Genomic DNA, 18,167 nt, shown 5'->3' with positions numbered 1-18,167 from the left:
ATAATGGGGCTTCCTGACCGTTATTCAAGCCTCCAGAGGAGGTACCGGTTGGCCGAGACGTGCATAGAAGTTATCCACAAAGGCGGTCAATGTACCTTGTTGAATCGCACCACGCAAACCATGCATTACCCGCTGATAATGCCGCAAATTATGGATAGTATTGAGCATGCTGCCGAGCATCTCGCCGCACTTGTCCAGATGGTGCAGGTAAGAGCGGGTGAAATGGCGGCAGGTATAGCAGTCACAGCCCGGATCCAGCGGCGAGTCATCATGACGATGGACCGCGTTGCGGATCTTCACCACGCCGGTATCAGTAAACAGATGGCCGTTGCGCGCGTTACGGGTGGGCATCACACAGTCGAACATGTCCACACCCCGACGCACGCCTTCCACCAGATCTTCCGGCTTGCCAACGCCCATCAGATAACGTGGCTTTTCCGGCGGCATCAGCGGCGGCAGATAATCGAGGATGCGGATCATGTCTTCCTTGGGCTCACCCACCGACAGGCCGCCGATGGCCAGGCCATCGAAGCCGATCTCACACAAGCCATCCAATGAACGCTGGCGCAGCGACTCGTGCATACCCCCCTGAACGATACCGAACAGCGCCGAAGGGTTGCCTTCATGGGCTGCCTTGGAGCGTTTGGCCCAACGCAGCGACAACTCCATGGAGCGGCGCGCCACATCCTCGTCAGCCGGGTATGGTGTGCATTCATCGAAAATCATCACCACATCCGAGCCCAGATCGCGCTGCACCTGCATGGACTCTTCCGGCCCCATGAACACCTTGGCGCCATCCACCGGAGAAGAGAAATACACGCCCTCCTCCTTGATCTTGCGCATGGCACCCAGGCTGAACACCTGAAAGCCGCCGGAGTCGGTCAGGATAGGACCCTGCCACTGCATGAAGTCATGCAGGTCACCGTGCTTGCGGATCACCTCGGTGCCCGGACGCAGCCACAGATGGAAGGTGTTGCCGAGAATCATGTGCGCGCCAATATCCTTCACATCACGCGGCAGCATGCCCTTGACCGTACCGTAGGTGCCCACCGGCATGAACGCCGGGGTTTCCACCACGCCGCGGGGAAAGGTCAGACGACCGCGGCGGGCCTTGCCGTCGGTGGCCAGTAATTCAAATTGCATGTGACTCATTGCATGTCCTCGGGCCCGCAGGCAGCCGGATTGCGGGTGATGAACATGGCATCACCGTAACTGAAAAATCGATAATCGTTATCCACCGCTGCCTGATAGGCAGCCATGGTTTGCGGATAGCCGGCGAAGGCCGAGACCAACATCAACAGCGTGGATTCGGGCAAGTGAAAGTTGGTCACCAGCGCGTCCACTACATGGAAGGGTCGACCCGGATAAATAAAGATGTCGGTATCACCGCTGAACGGCTTGAGGATCCCGTCCCGCGCGGCGCTTTCCAATGAGCGTACACTGGTGGTGCCCACCGCGATCACCCGACCGCCGCGCGCCTTGCAGGCGTTGACCGCATCCACCACCTGCTGGCTGACCTCCAGCCACTCGCTATGCATGTGATGGTCTTCGATGCGCTCGACACGGACCGGCTGAAAGGTGCCCGCGCCCACATGCAAGGTCACCTGCGCAGTAGCGACACCTTTGGCCTCGATAGCTTGCAACAGCTCATTATCGAAGTGCAGGCCTGCAGTTGGCGCTGCAACAGCGCCAGCCTTCTGCGCGTACACGGTCTGGTAACGCTCGCGGTCAGCGCTTTCGTCAGGGCGGTCAATGTAGGGCGGCAGGGGCATATGGCCGATCCGGTCCAGCAGCGGCAATACCGGCTCGTCGAACTCCAGCTCGAACAGTGCGTCGTGACGGGCCAGCATGGTCGCGCCGCTGGCCTCTTCAAACACAATACGGCTACCCGGCTTCGGCGACTTGCTTGAGCGTATATGTGCGAGCACCCGACAATCATCCAGCACCCGCTCTACCAGCACTTCCAGCTGGCCACCGGTTTCCTTGCGCCCGAACAGCCGCGCCGGAATCACCCGGGTATTGTTGAACACCATCAGATCGCCGGGACGCAGGTATTCCAACAAATCAGCGAACTGTCGATGCATCAGCTCACCGCCCGGCCCGTCCAGGCACAATAGCCGGCTGGATCGACGCTCGGCCAATGGATGGCGGGCGATCAGCCGATCAGGCAGGTCGAATCGAAAATCGCTGACGCGCATACAGAGGAAATCCGCAGATGACAAAAAGGGCGCATATAGTAGCGGAAATATGACTTTTCGACCACGCAAAGCATTGACCTGGACGCCCAACGGTTCGTATACTCCGCGCGGCTTGCAAAAAGCCTCGATGGCGGAATTGGTAGACGCGGCGGATTCAAAATCCGCTTCTGGTGACAGAGTGGGAGTTCGATTCTCCCTCGAGGCACCATTCGATGAACCGAATGGTGAAAAAACAGAGTGGCAAGCATGACAGAACCGGCCTTCAGCCGGTTTTTTGTGCCCAGGGTTCGGGCGTGCCATCGCACGCCGTCACCGAAGGCCAGCTACTTACTGCTGATCCAGAAACCGCTCGGCATCCAACGCAGCCATACAACCGGCGCCAGCCGAGGTGATCGCCTGACGGTACACATGGTCAGCCACATCACCGGCAGCAAATACGCCAGGAATGTTGGTCGCAGTGGCATTCCCTTCGGTGCCGCTGTTGATCTTCAGGTAGCCGTCCTTCATGTTCAACTGACCGTCGAACAGCCCGGTGTTGGGTGTGTGGCCGATGGCGATGAATACACCAGCCAGGGCGATATCTGCCTTCTGGCCATCATTGAAAGCCAGACGCATACCGGTCACGCCGCTGTCATCACCCAGCACTTCGTCCAACGTGGCGTTGAGTTTCAGCTCGATCTTGCCTTCGGCGACCTTGGCCATCAGCTTGTCGACCAGAATCTTCTCGGCGCGGAAGGTATCGCGGCGGTGCACCAGGGTGACTTTCTTGGCGATATTGGCCAGATAGAGTGCTTCTTCTACGGCAGTGTTACCACCCCCCACCACGGCGACGTCCTGATTGCGGTAGAAGAAACCGTCACAGGTAGCGCAAGCAGATACGCCCTTACCCATGAAGGCCTCTTCGGATGGCAGGCCGATGTAGCGGGCGGAGGCGCCGGTAGCGATGATCAAGGCATCACAGGTGTACTCACCCTGGTCGCCAGTCAGCACGAAGGGGCGCTGGTTCAGCTCGACCTTGTTGATGTGATCAAACAGGATCTCGGTCTCGAAGCGCTCGGCGTGCTTACGCATGCGCTCCATCAGATCCGGGCCCTGCAGGCCTTCCACATCCCCCGGCCAGTTGTCGACGTCGGTGGTGGTGGTGAGCTGACCGCCCATCTGCATACCGGTGATCAGCAGCGGCTTGAGGTTGGCCCGCGCGGCATAGACAGCGGCGCTGTAGCCGGCCGGGCCGGAGCCCAGAATGATCAGACGGGAGTGGCGTGCTTCAGACATTGATTCCTCCAGATCGCCGCCGGGGCGGCGTTATGATAGTCAAAACGAAAAAACTTCTGAACCAGAGCCGCTTGGCTCTGGTCATTCAATCTCGGCGGCCATCGCTGGGCAGTGCCCTGAAGGCAAGGTCATTCAGCGGTGGCGGCGGGTAATCCGCTGCAGTGATCTCGGGTGGAAGTCCACTACAATGAGGCCGTTCAGAATCCGGGCGATGTATCTGCTGACCGTGCCGGCACTCGATATTGACCGCAAAGGTAAGAGTGCTTGGTGCAGCACACTACCTGACGGTGGAAACTGCTGTCACTATATCAGGCGGATAGTCTATCTCTATAGTCTCGAATCAACACTCGCATCAAGGACACGACAATGGCCAACGCCCTGACCCCGTTACGCGGGCCTGAATATCTGAGAGAAGGTTGGCAACGTATTCGCCAGCCGGGGCTACGACGCTTTCTGATCATCCCGCTGATATTGAATCTGACCCTGTTTGTAGCCCTGATCGGCTGGGGTGCCCGGCAGTTCAACTACTGGATGGACAGGCTGATGCCGCACCTGCCCGAGTGGGCCGGCTTCATCGAGTGGTTGCTGTGGCCGCTGTTCGCGCTGGTGGTATTGCTGGTGCTGTTCTTCGGCTTCAGCATCATCGCCAACCTGATCGCCTCGCCCTTCTACGGTTTTCTTGCGGAAAAGATCGCCGAGCAGGAACGCGGACTGGTCAGTCCACCGACCGGTTGGCAGGAGATTCTCATGGTGGTGCCACGTAGCCTGGGCCGCGAGTTTCGCAAGATCGGCTATTACCTGCCGCGCCTTCTCGGCCTGTTGCTACTGACACTGATTCCGGTGGTCAACCTGGTTGCTTCGCCTCTGTTGCTGGTATTCGGCGTGTGGATGATGGCAGTGCAATATATCGATTATCAGGCCGACAACGATCAGGTCGACTTCCGCGACATGCTGCGCTGGATGCGTGGACGTCGCGGATTGTCACTGGGATTCGGCCTGCCGGTATATGTGGGGATGCTGATTCCACTGGTCAATCTGCTGGTCATGCCTTCGGCAGTGGCGGGGTCAACACTGTTGTGGGTACGGGAAGGCCCCGGCTCTCTGCCATGAATTGGTCACACATTCGTCACCATGCAATAACCGACGGGCGCCATGCTGGTGCCCATGAACACAACTACATCTCGTCCGCACAATCGCCACTACGCGCTGGTTACCGAAACCTGGAAACCACAGATCAACGGCGTCGCCAACACCCTGGGGCGCCTGTGTGATGGCTTGCTGCAGAACAACAACCGTATCCAGCTGGTGCGTCCCGCCCAACCCGGTGAGTCGACTGGCCTGATCGATAACGGCCTGACTCAGGAAGTACTGGTGCGCGGCTTGAGCATTCCGGGATACAGTCAGCTGCAATTCGGTCTACCGGCCTCGCGCCGACTAAAAGCACACTGGCAGCAGAATCGTCCCGATGCGGTTTATCTGGCCACCGAAGGCCCGCTGGGCTGGTCGGCGCTGCGCGTCGCCCGGCAACTGCGCATCCCCGTGGTGAGTGGCTTTCATACCAACTTCCAACAATACAGCGAGCTTTACGGCATGGGAGTGCTCTACCGCCCCGTGCTCGCCTGGCTGCGCTGGTTCCATAACCAGACACCGCTGACCCTGACGGCCAGTACAAGCCAACACCGAGAGCTGTCACGCATGGGCATCAACAACCTGATGCTGCTGGGGCGCGGGGTGGACTGTGAGCTGTTCCACCCCGCTCGTCGTGATCAGACCCTGCGCGCCAGCTGGGGCGCGGGCAAGCAGGATCTGGTACTGCTGCATGTTGGTCGGCTGGCGGCGGAAAAGAACCTGCAACTGCTCCAGCGCAGCTGGGATCAACTGCGCGGGCTCAACAATGACCAGGTGCGTTTGCATATGGTGGTAGTCGGCGACGGTCCCCTGCGCGACTCGCTGGAACGGGACATGCCCGACGCCATATTCACCGGTGCACTGACAGGCACGGAGCTGGCCAGAGCATACGCCAGCGCGGATATCTTCGTATTTCCCAGCCTGACAGAAACCTTCGGTAATGTGGTGACCGAAGCCATGGCCTCAGGACTGGCAGTAAACGCCTTTGACATGGCCGCAGCACATCAACACATTCGCGACCGTTACAGCGGAGGACTGGCGCCGGTCGCCCATGAGCAGATATTTCTGGATAATCTTCGTTGGCTGGTGAGCAACAAGGAAGGCCTGCGCAGCATTCGAATGCATGCACGACACCGTGCTTGCCAGCTGGGCTGGCCGACGGTACTGCGGCGTTTTGAAGAGTCTTTGCAACGGGCATGCATGACATCCCGTCCATTGATCAGGGCTATCCCCGGTAATCAGGGATAGCCGGCAGCGACTCTTATGCCAGCTGCTTCAAGGCCTCGCGACTGTACGGCAACACCTCATCAAAACGCCCTTGCCGCAGCTTGCTTGGCCACTCAGGGTCGACGATCAGCGCCCGACCAATGGCGACCAGATCGAACTCCTTGTTGCCCAACCGCTGCAGCAGGTCATCGATATTGGCCGTCTTGGCCACCTTGTCGGTCTTGACCATGTACTCCAGAAACTCGCTGTCCAGCCCGACACTGCCGACGGTAATGCAGGGCTTGCCGGTAATGTTGCGGGTCCAGCCGGCCAGGTTCAGCTGTGAACCTTCAAACTCCGGCTCCCAGTAACGACGCTGCGAACAATGGAAGATATCCACACCGGCTTCAGACAGTGGCTTAAGAAACTGCTCAAGCAATGCCGGTGTCGGCGCCAGTCGTGCGTTGTAGTCCTGCTGCTTCCACTGGGAAAAACGGAAAATGATCGGAAGGTCCGGACCTACTGCGGCGCGCACAGCGCGAATGATCTCGACAGCGAAACGACCACGCTTCTCCATGCTGCCGCCGTACTCGTCATCACGCTGGTTGGTGCCCTCCCAGAAGAACTGGTCGATCAGGTAGCCGTGAGCGCCGTGCAGCTCCACCGCATCACAACCGATGGCCTTGGCATCCTGCGCCGCCTGGGCAAAGGCATTGACCACATCCTGGATGTCTTCCCGGGTCATGGCATGCACCAGGACCTTGTCATCCTTGCGTTTTTCCATCGGCCCATAACCCGGCACGCTACCGTCCGGCCCAGTGCCCAGACGGCGTACATTGCCGACGTGCCACAGCTGCGGCGCGAACTTGCCACCAGCTGCGTGCACGGCATCCACCACCTTCTTCCAGCCGGCCAGCGCATCCTCACCGTGAAAGCGTGGCACATCGGGATAGCCATTGGCTGCACAGTGATCGACCGTGGTGCCTTCGGTGATGATCAGACCGACACCTTCGGCCGCGCGGCGACGATAGTACTCAACCACCTGGTCGGTGGGGACGCCGTTGGGCGAAAAGTTACGCGTCATGGGCGCCATGACCAGACGACTGGGAAGACTCAGCGAACCCAGTACAACGGGTTCGAACAGGGGGCTGGTATGTGCCGACATCATTAACTCCTGCGGAAATATTTCGGACCATCACTATAAAGGCTGAATAACGATTCAGAAGCTGAATTGATTTGATTGATGACAGGATAGAAACCGTTGGCATCAGAATGCCCCATCAAAAAAGGCCGGCCCCTTGCGGGAACCGGCCTTTGGTGCAACTCACTTATGCCGAAGCTTAGTGATGCACTCCGCCTTCGCCATGGATATGACCATGGGCCAGCTCGTCTTCGGTAGCGTCGCGAATATCAGCAACCTTGACTTCAAACGTCAGTCGCTGACCGGCCAGCGGATGGTTGCCGTCGACGGTGACTTCGTCGCCGTCCAGCGCAGTAATGGTCACGATCTGCATGCCGCCATCTGGAGCGGAGGCGTGAAACTGCATGCCTTCTTCCAGCTCATCGACACCTTCGAACATGTTGCGTCCCAGTACAGCAACCAGCTCAGCGCTGAATTCGCCGTAGGCGTTTTCCGGCTCGACAGTCACTTTCAGCTCGTCGCCAACCTGTTTTCCGACCAGCGCCTGCTCAAGACCGGGAATGATATTACCTGCGCCGTGCAGATAGACCAGCGGCTCGCCGCCCGCGGAAGTATCCAGCACTTCGCCCGCATCGTTGGTCAGTGTGTATTCAATCGATACGGCTTTGTTGGCAGCAATCTGCATAATTAAATCCTGTGCTCTCCGAGTTGTGATCGCTCAGTTTACGCATAAACAGCCGGAAACGCACGGCTGGATCCACAAGGGGTCTGCACTAAGGTATAAGTTGACCATTAAGGGTTGCCCCCAGAAGATGCGCAACTCTTGAGAGCCTGAACAGGCTACACCTACCCTATACAAACAACAGTGGACCACCATGACCGATCGCCTGGTACTCATCATCAATTGCGGAAGCTCATCCATCAAATTTGCCCTGCGCAGCGAGTCCGCGCCCAGCCCGCTGCTCAGCGGCCTGGCGGAACGCCTTGGCACCCCGGAAGGGGTGATGAATTGGCAAGCGGGCGATATACGTGAGCAAGTGATGATCGGTGATGGCAAACACAGCACCGCTCTGGCCAGTTTGCTACCGCTGATCGAGCGGTTCGCCGAACAGCCGCTGACCGCGGTAGGGCACCGCGTGGTGCATGGCGGCGAACACTTTACCGGCGCACAGATCATCGATGATGAGGTGATTGCCGCCATTGAAGACAGCTCACCTCTGGCGCCACTGCATAACCCGGCGCACCTGGTCGGCATCCGCGCCGCCATGGCGGTACTCGACGACATCCCGCATATCGCTATCTTCGATACCGCCTTCCATCAGTCAATGCCGCCCCATGCTTACCGCTATGCGTTGCCGGAAGCCCTGTACCGCGACCACGGTGTACGCCGCTATGGTTTCCACGGCACCAGCCACCGCTTCGTCGCCAGCCAGGCCAGCTTGCTGATGGGGTTGGAACCCGGTCACGGCGCCTGGTTGACCGCGCACCTGGGCAATGGCTGCTCGACCTGCGCCATTCTCGACGGCAAAAGCCTGGATACCAGCATGGGCATGACGCCACTGGAAGGCCTGGTCATGGGTACCCGCAGCGGTGACGTGGATCCCAACCTGCACTCCCATCTGGCCCGCACGCTGGGCTGGGATCTGGAACGCATCGATCACATGCTCAACCGTGAAAGCGGGCTGCTGGGGTTGTCCGGCCTGTCCAACGACATGCGTACCCTGGTGGCCGCACGCGCCGACGGTCATCCCGGCGCCACCCTGGCGGTCGAGGTATTCTGCTATCGTCTGGCACGTTCGCTGGCTGGGCTGGCTGTCGCGCTGCCGCGCATCGACGGTCTGATCTTCACCGGCGGCATTGGTGAAAACTCGCCGCTGACCCGCGAGCTGACGGTGCGCCACCTGGCCCTGTTCGGGCTGGCCATCGACCCCGCCACCAATGCCACCCCGCCCGGCAACCCGGCGCGCCAGATCCAGGCCGGCAACTCGCCGGCGATTCTGGTCATTCCCACCGACGAGGAACGGCAGATTGCCGAAGAATGTCTGGTGTTGCTCGACCTTGCCGACACTCAGCCCATGGAAAAGGAAGACTGATCAATGCATACTTTTTTTCTTGCACCCTCCGGATTCGGTGTCGGCCTGACCTCAGTCAGTCTGGGTCTGATCCGCGCTCTGGAGCGCACCGGTCTGCGCGTGCACTTTCTCAAGCCAATTGCCCAGCCGCACCCCGGCGATGATGGTCCCGAACGCTCCACTGCCCTGATCAGTCACACCATGGGGCTGGAGCCACCCGCTCCTCTGGAATTACATGAAGTGGAGCGGCGCCTGGCCAACGGCGAGCTGGATGAGGTGCTGGAAGACATCGTCAGCCGTTACCGTGAAGCTGCCCGAGATGCCGATGTTGTCGTGGTCGAAGGTATGGTCCCGACACGCCAGGCAGCCTATGCGGCGCGCATCAACCAGCATCTGGCCAAGAGCCTGGATGCCGACGTTATCCTGGTCAGCGCACCGGATGACGACAACCTGGCGACGCTGGCTCATCGCATCGAACTGCATGCCCACGGCTTCGGTGGTCCCCAGGACCCCAAGGTACTGGGCGTGATCATCAACAAGGTGCAGGACCTGGACCTCGGCGGCGATGTCCCGCATGATCCCAGCCAGCTCAAGCGCACCCTGAAAGAATATGCCGCTGCGCTCAAGCAGCATTCCAAAGTATTGGATACCGAAGCCTTTCGGCTGATCGGCTGCGTGCCCTGGCAGAGCGAACTCAGCGCGCCGCGCAGCTCAGACGTGGCGGCGCTGCTGAATGCAAAGATTCTGCATCCCGGCGAAATGCAGCAGCGCCGCGTGCTGGACATCATTCTGTGCGCCCGCACCGTACCCAACACGCTGCACCTGTACCGTCCCGGCACCTTGCTGGTGGTACCCGGCGACCGGGATGACATCATCATCTCCAGCAGTCTGGCTTCGCTGTCCGGAACGCCACTGGCCGGCCTGCTGCTCACCGGCGATATCATGCCCGATGAACGCGTCATGCAGCTGTGCCAGCCCGCACTGGATAACGGCCTGCCGATCTTCCTGGTCGGCACCGGCAGCTTCGCCACGTCCTCGCAACTGGACCGCATGAACCGGGAAATCCCGGTCGATGATACCGAGCGCGCTGCCTTGGTGACCGATTTTGTCGCCTCGCATATCGACCACAGTTGGCTGCAACACCGCTGCGGCATGCCCAACGAGCGGCGCATGTCGCCCCCAGCCTTTCGCTATGATCTGGTTAACCGCGCGCAGCAGGCCGGCAAGCGTATCGTACTGCCGGAAGGCGACGAGCCACGCACTGTCCAGGCGGCGGCCATCTGTCAGCGGCGCGGCATCGCCCAGTGCATCCTGCTGGCCAAGCCCGAAGCAGTAGAGGCGGTTGCCCGAGCCCAGCACATCACATTGCCCGAAGGCCTGCAGATCATCGACCCGGACGAGGTTCGCCAAAGCTATGTCGCGCCCATGGTTGAACTGCGCAAGGACCGTGGTCTAACCGCACCGGTTGCCCTGCAGCAACTGGAGGATAACGTGGTGCTCGCCACCATGATGCTGGCTCTGGATGAGGTCGATGGTCTGGTATCCGGTGCGATTCATACCACTGCCAATACCATTCGCCCTGCGTTCCAGCTGATCAAGACCGCGCCAGGCTATAGTTTGGTCTCTTCGGTATTCTTCATGCTGCTGCCGGATCAGGTGCTGGTCTATGGTGACTGCGCGGTAAACCCTGATCCGAACGCCTCCGAGCTGGCCGAGATCGCCATCCAGAGCGCCCGCTCCGCTGAGGCCTTCGGCATTCCGGCGCGAGTGGCCATGATCAGTTATTCCACCGGCAGCTCCGGCACCGGCGAGGATGTTGAAAAGGTGCGCGAGGCCACCCGCCTGGCCCGTGAACGTCAACCGGGCCTGTTGATCGATGGTCCACTCCAGTATGATGCCGCCGCGATTGCCAGCGTCGGCCAGCAGAAAGCGCCGGATAGCCCGGTTGCCGGCAAGGCCACGGTATTCATTTTCCCGGACCTGAACACCGGGAACACAACCTACAAGGCAGTGCAGCGCAGCGCCAACGTGATCAGCGTAGGGCCCATGCTGCAAGGTCTGCGCAAACCGGTGAATGACCTGTCCCGGGGTGCGCTGGTGGACGATATCGTGTTTACTATCGCACTGACCGCCATACAGGCCGAATCTGACGCGATCTGATTGACGTCGGGATGATTGGCCTGTCTGGTTAGTGCACAACCTTACAGGCCACCAGGCCCTCGGACGAGTCCTCAGACAATGCTGTATTTTTTGCCTGCATCGATACGTGGCGTGCTATCACTCCTGCTGCTGATCCTCAACACAGTGTTCTGGTTCAGCCTGCTTTTCCCCTGTGCGCTGATCAAGTTGCTGCCCTTCCCTGCGCTGCAAGCCTGGCTGACCCGCCTGATGATCCGTATTGCTGAAACCTGGATGCTCGGTAACAGCGGCTGGATGCGGCTGGCCGGACGCACGGAATGGGATGTTCAAGGTCATGAGCAACTGGATCAGGACGGCTGGTATCTGGTCACCAGCAACCATCAGAGCTGGGTGGATATTCTGGTGCTGCAGCACAACCTCAACCGGCGCATGCCGATGCTGAAGTTCTTTCTCAAGCAGGAGCTGATCTGGGTTCCGATCATAGGTCTCTGCTGGTGGGCGCTGGATTTCCCGTTCATGAAGCGGTACAGCAAGGCCTATCTGGCCAAGCACCCGGAAAAGGCCGGCCAGGATCTGCTCGCTACCCAGCGCGCCTGTGAGAAGTTCAAGACCACGCCAGTGGCCGTGTTCAATTTCCTCGAAGGCACCCGGCTGACCCCTGAAAAGCACGCCGAGCAGAACTCCCCCTACCGTTACCTGTTGAAACCCAAATCCGGCGGTGTCGCTTTCGTGCTGGACGCCATGGGTGAACAGTTGCACTCACTGGTGGATATCACCATCCATTACCCCGATGGCAATCCGACGTTCTGGGATCTGCTCAGCGGCCGGATCCGCAAAGTGGTCATGCGCTGCCAGACGCGGCCGATTCCTGCCGAGTTTCTCGGCAAGGACTATCAGAATGATGCTGCGTTTCGCCAAGTGTTCCAGGCTTGGGTCAACCAGCTGTGGACAGAGAAGGACGCAGAGCTTGCGCAGCTGCACAGGGATCACCCGCCGGCGGTTTAATGCCCATGCAACTCCCACAAAAAACGGGACGCTGAGCGTCCCGTTTTCATGTCAAACCTGACGCGCCATTACAGCGGACGCAGGTTGATCTCTACGCGGCGGTTCTGCGAACGACCCGCAGTGGTATCGTTGGTCGCGATCGGCTGGCTCGGGCCAACACCACGGCTGCTGATACGCGCACCGGACACGCCCTGGCCAGTCAGATAGGAGGCCACGCTGGTCGCGCGCTCCTGGGACAGACGCATGTTCAGTTCCAGCGAACCTGTGCTGTCGGTATGCCCAACGATATCAATCCCGTTCTTATCGAACTCCTTGAACACCTTGACCAGCGAGTTCAGGGTTGGGTAGAAGCTGCTGGAAACATCCGATGAGCTGCTGGCAAAAGTGATATTGCCCGGCATGATCAGCTGCAGATTGTCACCGTTGCGGACCACCTGAACACCGGTACCAGTCAGTTCCTGACGCAGACGCTGTTCCTGGCGATCAGCGTAGTAACCATAGCCGGCGCCGGCAGCACCGCCCACCACGGCACCAATCAGCGCACCCTTGCCGCGATCCTTCTTGCTTGAAGTGGCAGCCCCGATCAGCGCCCCTGCTGCCGCGCCGCCGCCGCCATAGACGCCAGCCTTGCCGGCTTCACGCTCACCGGTATAAGGGTTGTTGGTACAACCTGCCAGCAGCGCAGCGCAGGCAGAGGCAGCAATAAGTGCTTTGATTTTCATACATTTTTCCTTAATTGACTTCATCATCGCAGCTCGACATCCCAGCCGGGATGCGTATCCGGAGAGTAAGACCGCTACGCTTGGTTTTTTATCCCGCATAATGGCAATTATGGTCCATTCAGCCACGAATGAAAGGATTCTCACGCATCTCATCACCAATTTGCGTATCAGGTCCATGTCCAGTTACCACCACCGCCTCTTCATCCAGCGTGTATAACCGCGTACGAATCGAGGTCTCGATCTTCGCAGCATCGCCACCCCATAAATCGGTACGGCCGATGCCACGGCGGAACAAGGTATCTCCCGCTATCAGCAGTTTGTCCTGTGGAAACCAGAAGCTCATCGACCCCGGCGTATGCCCCGGCGTATGCAAGGCCACACCGCAGCCGCAGGCCAATTCCTCATCATCCTGCAACCACTGGTCCGGCGCCGGCACCGGCTTGTAGGGAATGCCGAACATCTGACATTGCATTTCCAGGTTATCCCACAGGAACTGGTCTTCCTTGTGCAGATGCAAGGTCGCCCCGGTGGCCTTCTTCATCTCGCCGGACGCCAGGAAGTGATCCAGATGCGCATGGGTATGAATGATGCTCACCACCCTCAGCCCCAACTGATCCAGCCGGTCGAGAATCAACTGATGATCCCCACCCGGATCAATCACCAGGGCTTTCCTGGTGATCGGATCACCGATGATGGTGCAGTTGCACTGCAATGGCCCGACGGGAAAGGTTTCGCGGATAAGGGAGGGGGGTACAGCGTCCATGGGAAGTCCTTGTATATCTATTGGCATGCGCGTGAGTATGACAAATCAACAGGGGGAAAGCCTCTACCGCACCTGGAAACCCGATTGATTCAGCTACTCATAACCGGACCGTGCTGCGTCCTGATATGCCTCACCATCATCCGCCAGCTTCTGCACCACCAGGCTACCGATAATATCGCCCTCCACGTTGACCGCCGTACGCACCGTATCCAGCAGCCGATCAACCGGTAGCAGGATGGCAATGGCTTCGGCTGGCAGACCCACGGCCTGCAGCACCATGACCATGGTCACCATGCCTGCGCTGGGGATGCCGGGGGCGCCGGACGAGGCGATCATGGCGGTGAGAAACACCACCAACTGCTGGGTCAGCGACAGCTCTATACCCACCAGATTAGCCACAAACAGAGCCGCGGCAGCTTCGTAGAGTGCCGTGCCGTCCATGTTCATGGTTGCCCCCATCGGCAGAACGAAGCCGGCGATCCGCCGCTGCACGCCGAGGTTCTCCTGAGCACAGCGCAGGGAGACCGGCAATGCGGCCGAGCTGGAACTGGTGGCGAACGCGGTAATGATCGCCTCGCGGGAGCCGCGCCAGAACCACAGCGGCGACTTGCGGGTCACTGCGTAGAGAATACCGGGCAGCGTGACGACCCCGTGAAACAGCGTGGTAGCAAAAACCAGCACGATGAAACCGAGCATAGTGACCAGCAGAGCAACATCCTGCTCGGCGACCAGACGAATCAGCAGGGCGAGAATACCCAGCGGCGCCAGCCACATGATCCAGCCGATGATGCGCAGCAGCAGATCAAGAAACTCCTGCATCAATTGCAGAACCGAGCGATACCGTTCGCCACCGGCCACCAGAGCGATACCGACAAAGATGGCGAACATCAGCACCGACAGGATATCGCCGTTGGCAAAGGCTTCAAAAGGATTCTTGAACAGCCCGCTGAAGAAATACTGAAAGAACGCCGGCATGGTCATCTGCCGAGCTTCGAATGACTCCATGGCCTCAGCGAACATATCCAGCGACAGCCCTGCACCAGGCTTGAATATATTGGTCACCACCAGGGCCAGCAGCATCGCCAGTGCGGTGGTCAGCATGAAATACAGGACTGTGGTGATCCAGACGCGGTGCACCTGATGGTGCGCCTGCAAACTGGCAACACCGACCACAATGGAGGTGAATACCAGCGGAATCAGCACCATCTTCAGCAGGCCAATAAAGACACTGCCTACCAGACTGCTGCTGTAGAGCGCCCCTATACGCAGCCCGGCATCCTCAGGCATGGCACCGAGCAGCCAGCCAATGAGCACGCCGAGGCCGGCGGCGATGAAGATCAGACGGTTCAGACTGGGCACATCAAGTCTCCTCTACGGTGGACGAAGAAGGATACCCCAGGCCAGCCGCCCCGGCACAGGGCCGGGGCGGCTGCTGTGTTCAGATAGAAGAAATACAAGGTGCCTGCTGCTCAAGCCAGCCGGCGATTTCCACCCGAATGCGTTTCTTATCCAGTTTGCCGACGCTGGTCTTGGGGATCTCATCAACCACCGCGATCTGTGTCGGCACCGCCCATTTATTGATCCGGCCATCATCGACAAAGGGTTGCAGATGCGCAGCGAGCAGCGTGGCATTCATTTCCTGCCCGGGTGCCACCACCACCAGCGCAAAGGGCCGCTCGTCCCAGCGCGGGTCAGGGACGCCCACCACGGCCACATCACGCACGGCCGGATGCAGACTTATCAGACTTTCCAGTTCCAGCGAAGATAGCCATTCGCCCCCAGTCTTGATCACATCCTTGATCCGGTCGCGGATGTCGATGCTGCCCGTATGATCGATGCTGGCCACATCGCCGGTGTGCATCCAGCCGTGCGCCCACAGCTCGCGGCTCTTTTCCGGTTCTTTGAAGTAGCCCTGAGTCAGCCAGGGCGCGCGTAATACCAGTTCCCCCTGAGTGTGTCCGTCATGGGGCAGGAAGTTGCCCTGCTCGTCCATGAGCCGCGCTTCAACCAGGGGAACCGGTATGCCGGCCTTGATCTTGTGGGTGATCTGCTCATCTTCACTGCCAGCCTCGATCTGCAGGTTGTTGTAACCGGCGGAAATCAACGGACAGGTTTCCGACATGCCATAGGCACCGGACAGGCGAATACCCTGCGCACCGGCCGTCTTGTACAGGCCACGGGTCAATGCACTACCGCCAATGATGATTTTCATTCCGCCGAAGTCGTACCCTTCGGCAGCCTTGGCGTTGAGCAGCATCTGCAGGATGGTCGGTACGCAGTGCGAGTAAGTCACCTTCTCCTGCTGGATCAGCTTGACCAGCAGCTCCGGCTCGTAACGTCCGGGATAAACCTGCTTCACGCCCAGCAGAGTAGCGGTATACGGCATCCCCCAGGCATGCACGTGAAACATCGGCGTGATGGGCATGTAGACATCGCGGTTGCTCATCATTCGCTCATGCCCCAGACCATTGAGCATGCCTGCCTGGGTCATGGTATGCAGCACCAGTTGCCGATGGGTGAAGTACACCCCCTTCGGGTTGCCGGTAGTGCCAGTCGTATAAAAGGTCGTGGCCACCGAATTTTCATCAAAGTCGGCGAACTCGTAGGTACTGCCTGCCGCTGCCAGCAATTGCTCGTACTCACCAACGAACCCGCGCAGATCAGCCGTCTCCTCACCGGCGTCGGTCAGCAGAACGGTCGATGTCACCGTCGTCAGCTGCGATTCGATGGCCTGGTAGAGGGGCAGAAACTCGCTGTTGACCAATACCATGATGTCGTCTGCATGGTTCATGGTGTAGACGATCTGTTCCGGCGACAGCCGCACGTTGACCGTGTGCAGCACCGCGCCAATCATGGGAACGGCGAACATGCATTCCAGATAGCGGTGGCTGTCCCAATCGAGCACTGCCACGGTGTCCCCAGCCTTGACGCCAGCATTGGTGAGCATATTGGCCAGCCGGCAGATACGCTGATTGAAGGTCGCATAGTCGTAACGGCTGATGTCGCGGTAGACGATTTCCTGCGAGGCTTCATAGCGAACCCCCGAGAGCAGCAGATTCTTGATCAGCAGCGGCGTGGAATGGGCCTGCTCGGTGGGCGGTAGGATTCTGGTGTTCAACATTGTGCGACCTTCTTATTGTTGGCTTGCTGGATCAAATGACGGCTCTGCGGCCGCTGCTGTGTTCAATATAGCGACAGCCCGGCAGAACGACCATGGCAGTTATGTATCCCGATCATACAAAGCTTTGCAGTCGACAATAAGGATAATAACCGCGTATAAAGTCGGTTGATGACCACAAATAAACAATCAGTCATATTTTCAGGAGTAGGCATGTCCGAAAACATCGTTATTGTCAGCGGCGTCCGCACGCCCATGGGTGGTTTTCAGGGAAGCCTGTCGAGCGTTTCGGCAGTGGACCTTGGTGCTTTGGTTATTCGCGAAGCAGTCGCCCGGGCCGGCATCGCTCCGGCGGATGTCGAGGAAGTGATCATGGGTTGCGTGTTGCCCGCCGGCCTCAAGCAAGGCCCTGCCCGCCAGGCCACATTGAATGCCGGGCTGCCCGCCTCCACCGGTTGCACCACCATCAACAAACTCTGTGGCTCCGGCATGAAAGCCGTGATGCAGGCCCATGACGCACTCAAGGCCGGCTCCAACCAGATCATGCTGGCTGGCGGCATGGAAAGTATGTCCAACGCTCCGTACATCATCGAAAAGGCCCGTAGCGGCCTGCGCATGGGCCATGGTGAAATCAAGGACCATATGTTCTTTGACGGTCTGGAAGATGCTCAGACCGGTCGGCTGATGGGTTCTTTCGCTCAGGACACAGCTACCCAGTACGGTCTGACCCGCGAACAGATGGACGCCTATGCCATCGAGTCTCTGACCCGCGCCAAGACAGCCATCGATAACGGCTCACTGGACAGCGAGATCGTTCCGGTGACCATCTCCTCCCGCAAGGGCGACGTGGTGGTGAAACACGACGAGCAACCGCATAACGCCAATATCGAAAAGATCCCCGGTTTGCGCCCGGCCTTCGCCAAGGACGGCAGCATCACCGCCGCCAATGCCAGCTCGATCTCCGATGGCGCCAGCGCACTGGTATTGATGACCGAATCCGAAGCCAACAAGCGCGGCCTCAAGCCGCTGGCACGTATCGTCGGCCATGCCACCCAGAGCCAGGCCCCGAGCGAATTCACTATTGCCCCGGTAGGCGCCATGACCAACCTGTTCAACAAGACCGGTTGGAGCAAGGAGGATGTTGATCTGTACGAGATCAACGAAGCCTTCGCCATGGTCACCATGCTGGCCATGCGTGAACACGGGCTGGACCACAGCAAGGTCAATATCTTCGGCGGCGCCTGTGCCCAGGGTCACCCGGTCGGCTCCACCGGCTCACGCCTGGTCGTCACCCTGATCAACGCCCTGCAGAAAACCGGTGGCAAGCGTGGCGTGGCCTCGCTGTGCATTGGCGGTGGCGAAGCCACTGCAGTAGCCATCGAGCTGATGTAAACGCCGCC

At 59.4% G+C, this 18,167-nt stretch carries 15 protein-coding genes and 1 tRNA gene; 7 read left to right on the top strand and 9 right to left on the bottom strand.

Annotated features, from left to right (window positions below):
- Positions 1-24: 24 nt before the first annotated feature.
- Entirely contained in the window at positions 25-1,143 is a 1,119-nt protein-coding gene (tgt, locus tag INT39_RS09420; RefSeq protein ID WP_193073794.1) for a tRNA guanosine(34) transglycosylase Tgt, read from the bottom strand.
- A gap of 5 nt (positions 1,144-1,148) precedes the next feature.
- Positions 1,149-2,198, bottom strand: coding sequence for a tRNA preQ1(34) S-adenosylmethionine ribosyltransferase-isomerase QueA (gene queA / locus INT39_RS09415; protein WP_193073643.1), 1,050 nt, complete (start codon positions 2,196-2,198; stop codon positions 1,149-1,151).
- 121 nt (positions 2,199-2,319) lie between these two features.
- Here queA and INT39_RS09410 point away from each other — a divergent pair.
- A tRNA-Leu gene (locus tag INT39_RS09410) sits at positions 2,320-2,406 on the top strand.
- Between the two features lie 119 nt (positions 2,407-2,525).
- Here the strand turns inward: INT39_RS09410 and trxB are convergent.
- Positions 2,526-3,473 carry a thioredoxin-disulfide reductase gene (gene trxB / locus INT39_RS09405; RefSeq protein WP_193073642.1) on the bottom strand — a complete coding sequence of 316 codons (948 nt, stop codon included), beginning with the start codon at positions 3,471-3,473 and terminating at the stop codon, positions 2,526-2,528.
- Positions 3,474-3,839: 366 nt separating this feature from the next.
- Here trxB and cysZ point away from each other — a divergent pair, with 366 nt between their 5' ends.
- Both cysZ and INT39_RS09395 read left to right on the top strand, forming a co-directional pair.
- On the top strand, positions 3,840-4,583 hold the full coding sequence (gene cysZ, locus INT39_RS09400) for a sulfate transporter CysZ (protein WP_193073641.1): 744 nt from the start codon (positions 3,840-3,842) through the stop codon (positions 4,581-4,583).
- 54 nt (positions 4,584-4,637) lie between these two features.
- Positions 4,638-5,849, top strand: a complete 1,212-nt coding sequence (locus tag INT39_RS09395; RefSeq protein WP_193073640.1) for a glycosyltransferase family 4 protein — start codon at positions 4,638-4,640, stop codon at positions 5,847-5,849.
- Positions 5,850-5,862: 13 nt separating this feature from the next.
- Here INT39_RS09395 and INT39_RS09390 read toward each other — a convergent pair whose 3' ends face one another.
- Both INT39_RS09390 and INT39_RS09385 read right to left on the bottom strand, forming a co-directional pair.
- Entirely contained in the window at positions 5,863-6,972 is a 1,110-nt protein-coding gene (locus INT39_RS09390; protein WP_193073639.1) for an NADH:flavin oxidoreductase, read from the bottom strand.
- 175 nt (positions 6,973-7,147) lie between these two features.
- Positions 7,148-7,633: an FKBP-type peptidyl-prolyl cis-trans isomerase gene (locus INT39_RS09385; RefSeq protein ID WP_193073638.1), complete on the bottom strand. Its 486-nt coding sequence runs from the start codon at positions 7,631-7,633 to the stop codon at positions 7,148-7,150.
- 190 nt (positions 7,634-7,823) lie between these two features.
- Here INT39_RS09385 and INT39_RS09380 point away from each other — a divergent pair, with 190 nt between their 5' ends.
- From INT39_RS09380 to INT39_RS09370, 3 genes are all read left to right on the top strand, one after another.
- On the top strand, positions 7,824-9,041 hold the full coding sequence (locus tag INT39_RS09380) for an acetate kinase (RefSeq protein ID WP_193073637.1): 1,218 nt from the start codon (positions 7,824-7,826) through the stop codon (positions 9,039-9,041).
- Positions 9,042-9,044: 3 nt separating this feature from the next.
- Positions 9,045-11,180 carry a phosphate acetyltransferase gene (gene pta / locus INT39_RS09375; RefSeq protein ID WP_193073636.1) on the top strand — a complete coding sequence of 712 codons (2,136 nt, stop codon included), beginning with the start codon at positions 9,045-9,047 and terminating at the stop codon, positions 11,178-11,180.
- A gap of 78 nt (positions 11,181-11,258) precedes the next feature.
- Entirely contained in the window at positions 11,259-12,164 is a 906-nt protein-coding gene (locus INT39_RS09370; protein WP_193073635.1) for an acyltransferase, read from the top strand.
- 68 nt (positions 12,165-12,232) lie between these two features.
- Here the strand turns inward: INT39_RS09370 and INT39_RS09365 are convergent, their stop codons facing one another.
- From INT39_RS09365 to INT39_RS09350, 4 genes are all read right to left on the bottom strand, one after another.
- Positions 12,233-12,886 carry an OmpA family protein gene (locus tag INT39_RS09365; protein ID WP_193073634.1) on the bottom strand — a complete coding sequence of 218 codons (654 nt, stop codon included), beginning with the start codon at positions 12,884-12,886 and terminating at the stop codon, positions 12,233-12,235.
- A 118-nt stretch (positions 12,887-13,004) separates the two neighbouring features.
- Positions 13,005-13,649: an MBL fold metallo-hydrolase gene (locus tag INT39_RS09360; protein WP_193073633.1), complete on the bottom strand. Its 645-nt coding sequence runs from the start codon at positions 13,647-13,649 to the stop codon at positions 13,005-13,007.
- Positions 13,650-13,742: 93 nt separating this feature from the next.
- On the bottom strand, positions 13,743-15,008 hold the full coding sequence (locus tag INT39_RS09355; RefSeq protein ID WP_193073632.1) for a dicarboxylate/amino acid:cation symporter: 1,266 nt from the start codon (positions 15,006-15,008) through the stop codon (positions 13,743-13,745).
- Positions 15,009-15,087: 79 nt separating this feature from the next.
- Positions 15,088-16,770 (bottom strand): fatty acid--CoA ligase, encoded by a 1,683-nt coding sequence (locus tag INT39_RS09350; RefSeq protein ID WP_193073631.1) that lies wholly within the window; start codon positions 16,768-16,770, stop codon positions 15,088-15,090.
- A 210-nt stretch (positions 16,771-16,980) separates the two neighbouring features.
- Here INT39_RS09350 and INT39_RS09345 point away from each other — a divergent pair, with 210 nt between their 5' ends.
- Entirely contained in the window at positions 16,981-18,159 is a 1,179-nt protein-coding gene (locus INT39_RS09345) for an acetyl-CoA C-acyltransferase (protein WP_193073630.1), read from the top strand.
- The last annotated feature ends 8 nt before the right edge of the window (positions 18,160-18,167 follow it).

This window comes from Pseudomonas sp. FME51 (assembly GCF_014897305.1).
This window is presented reverse-complemented; position numbering and strand designations above follow the sequence as displayed.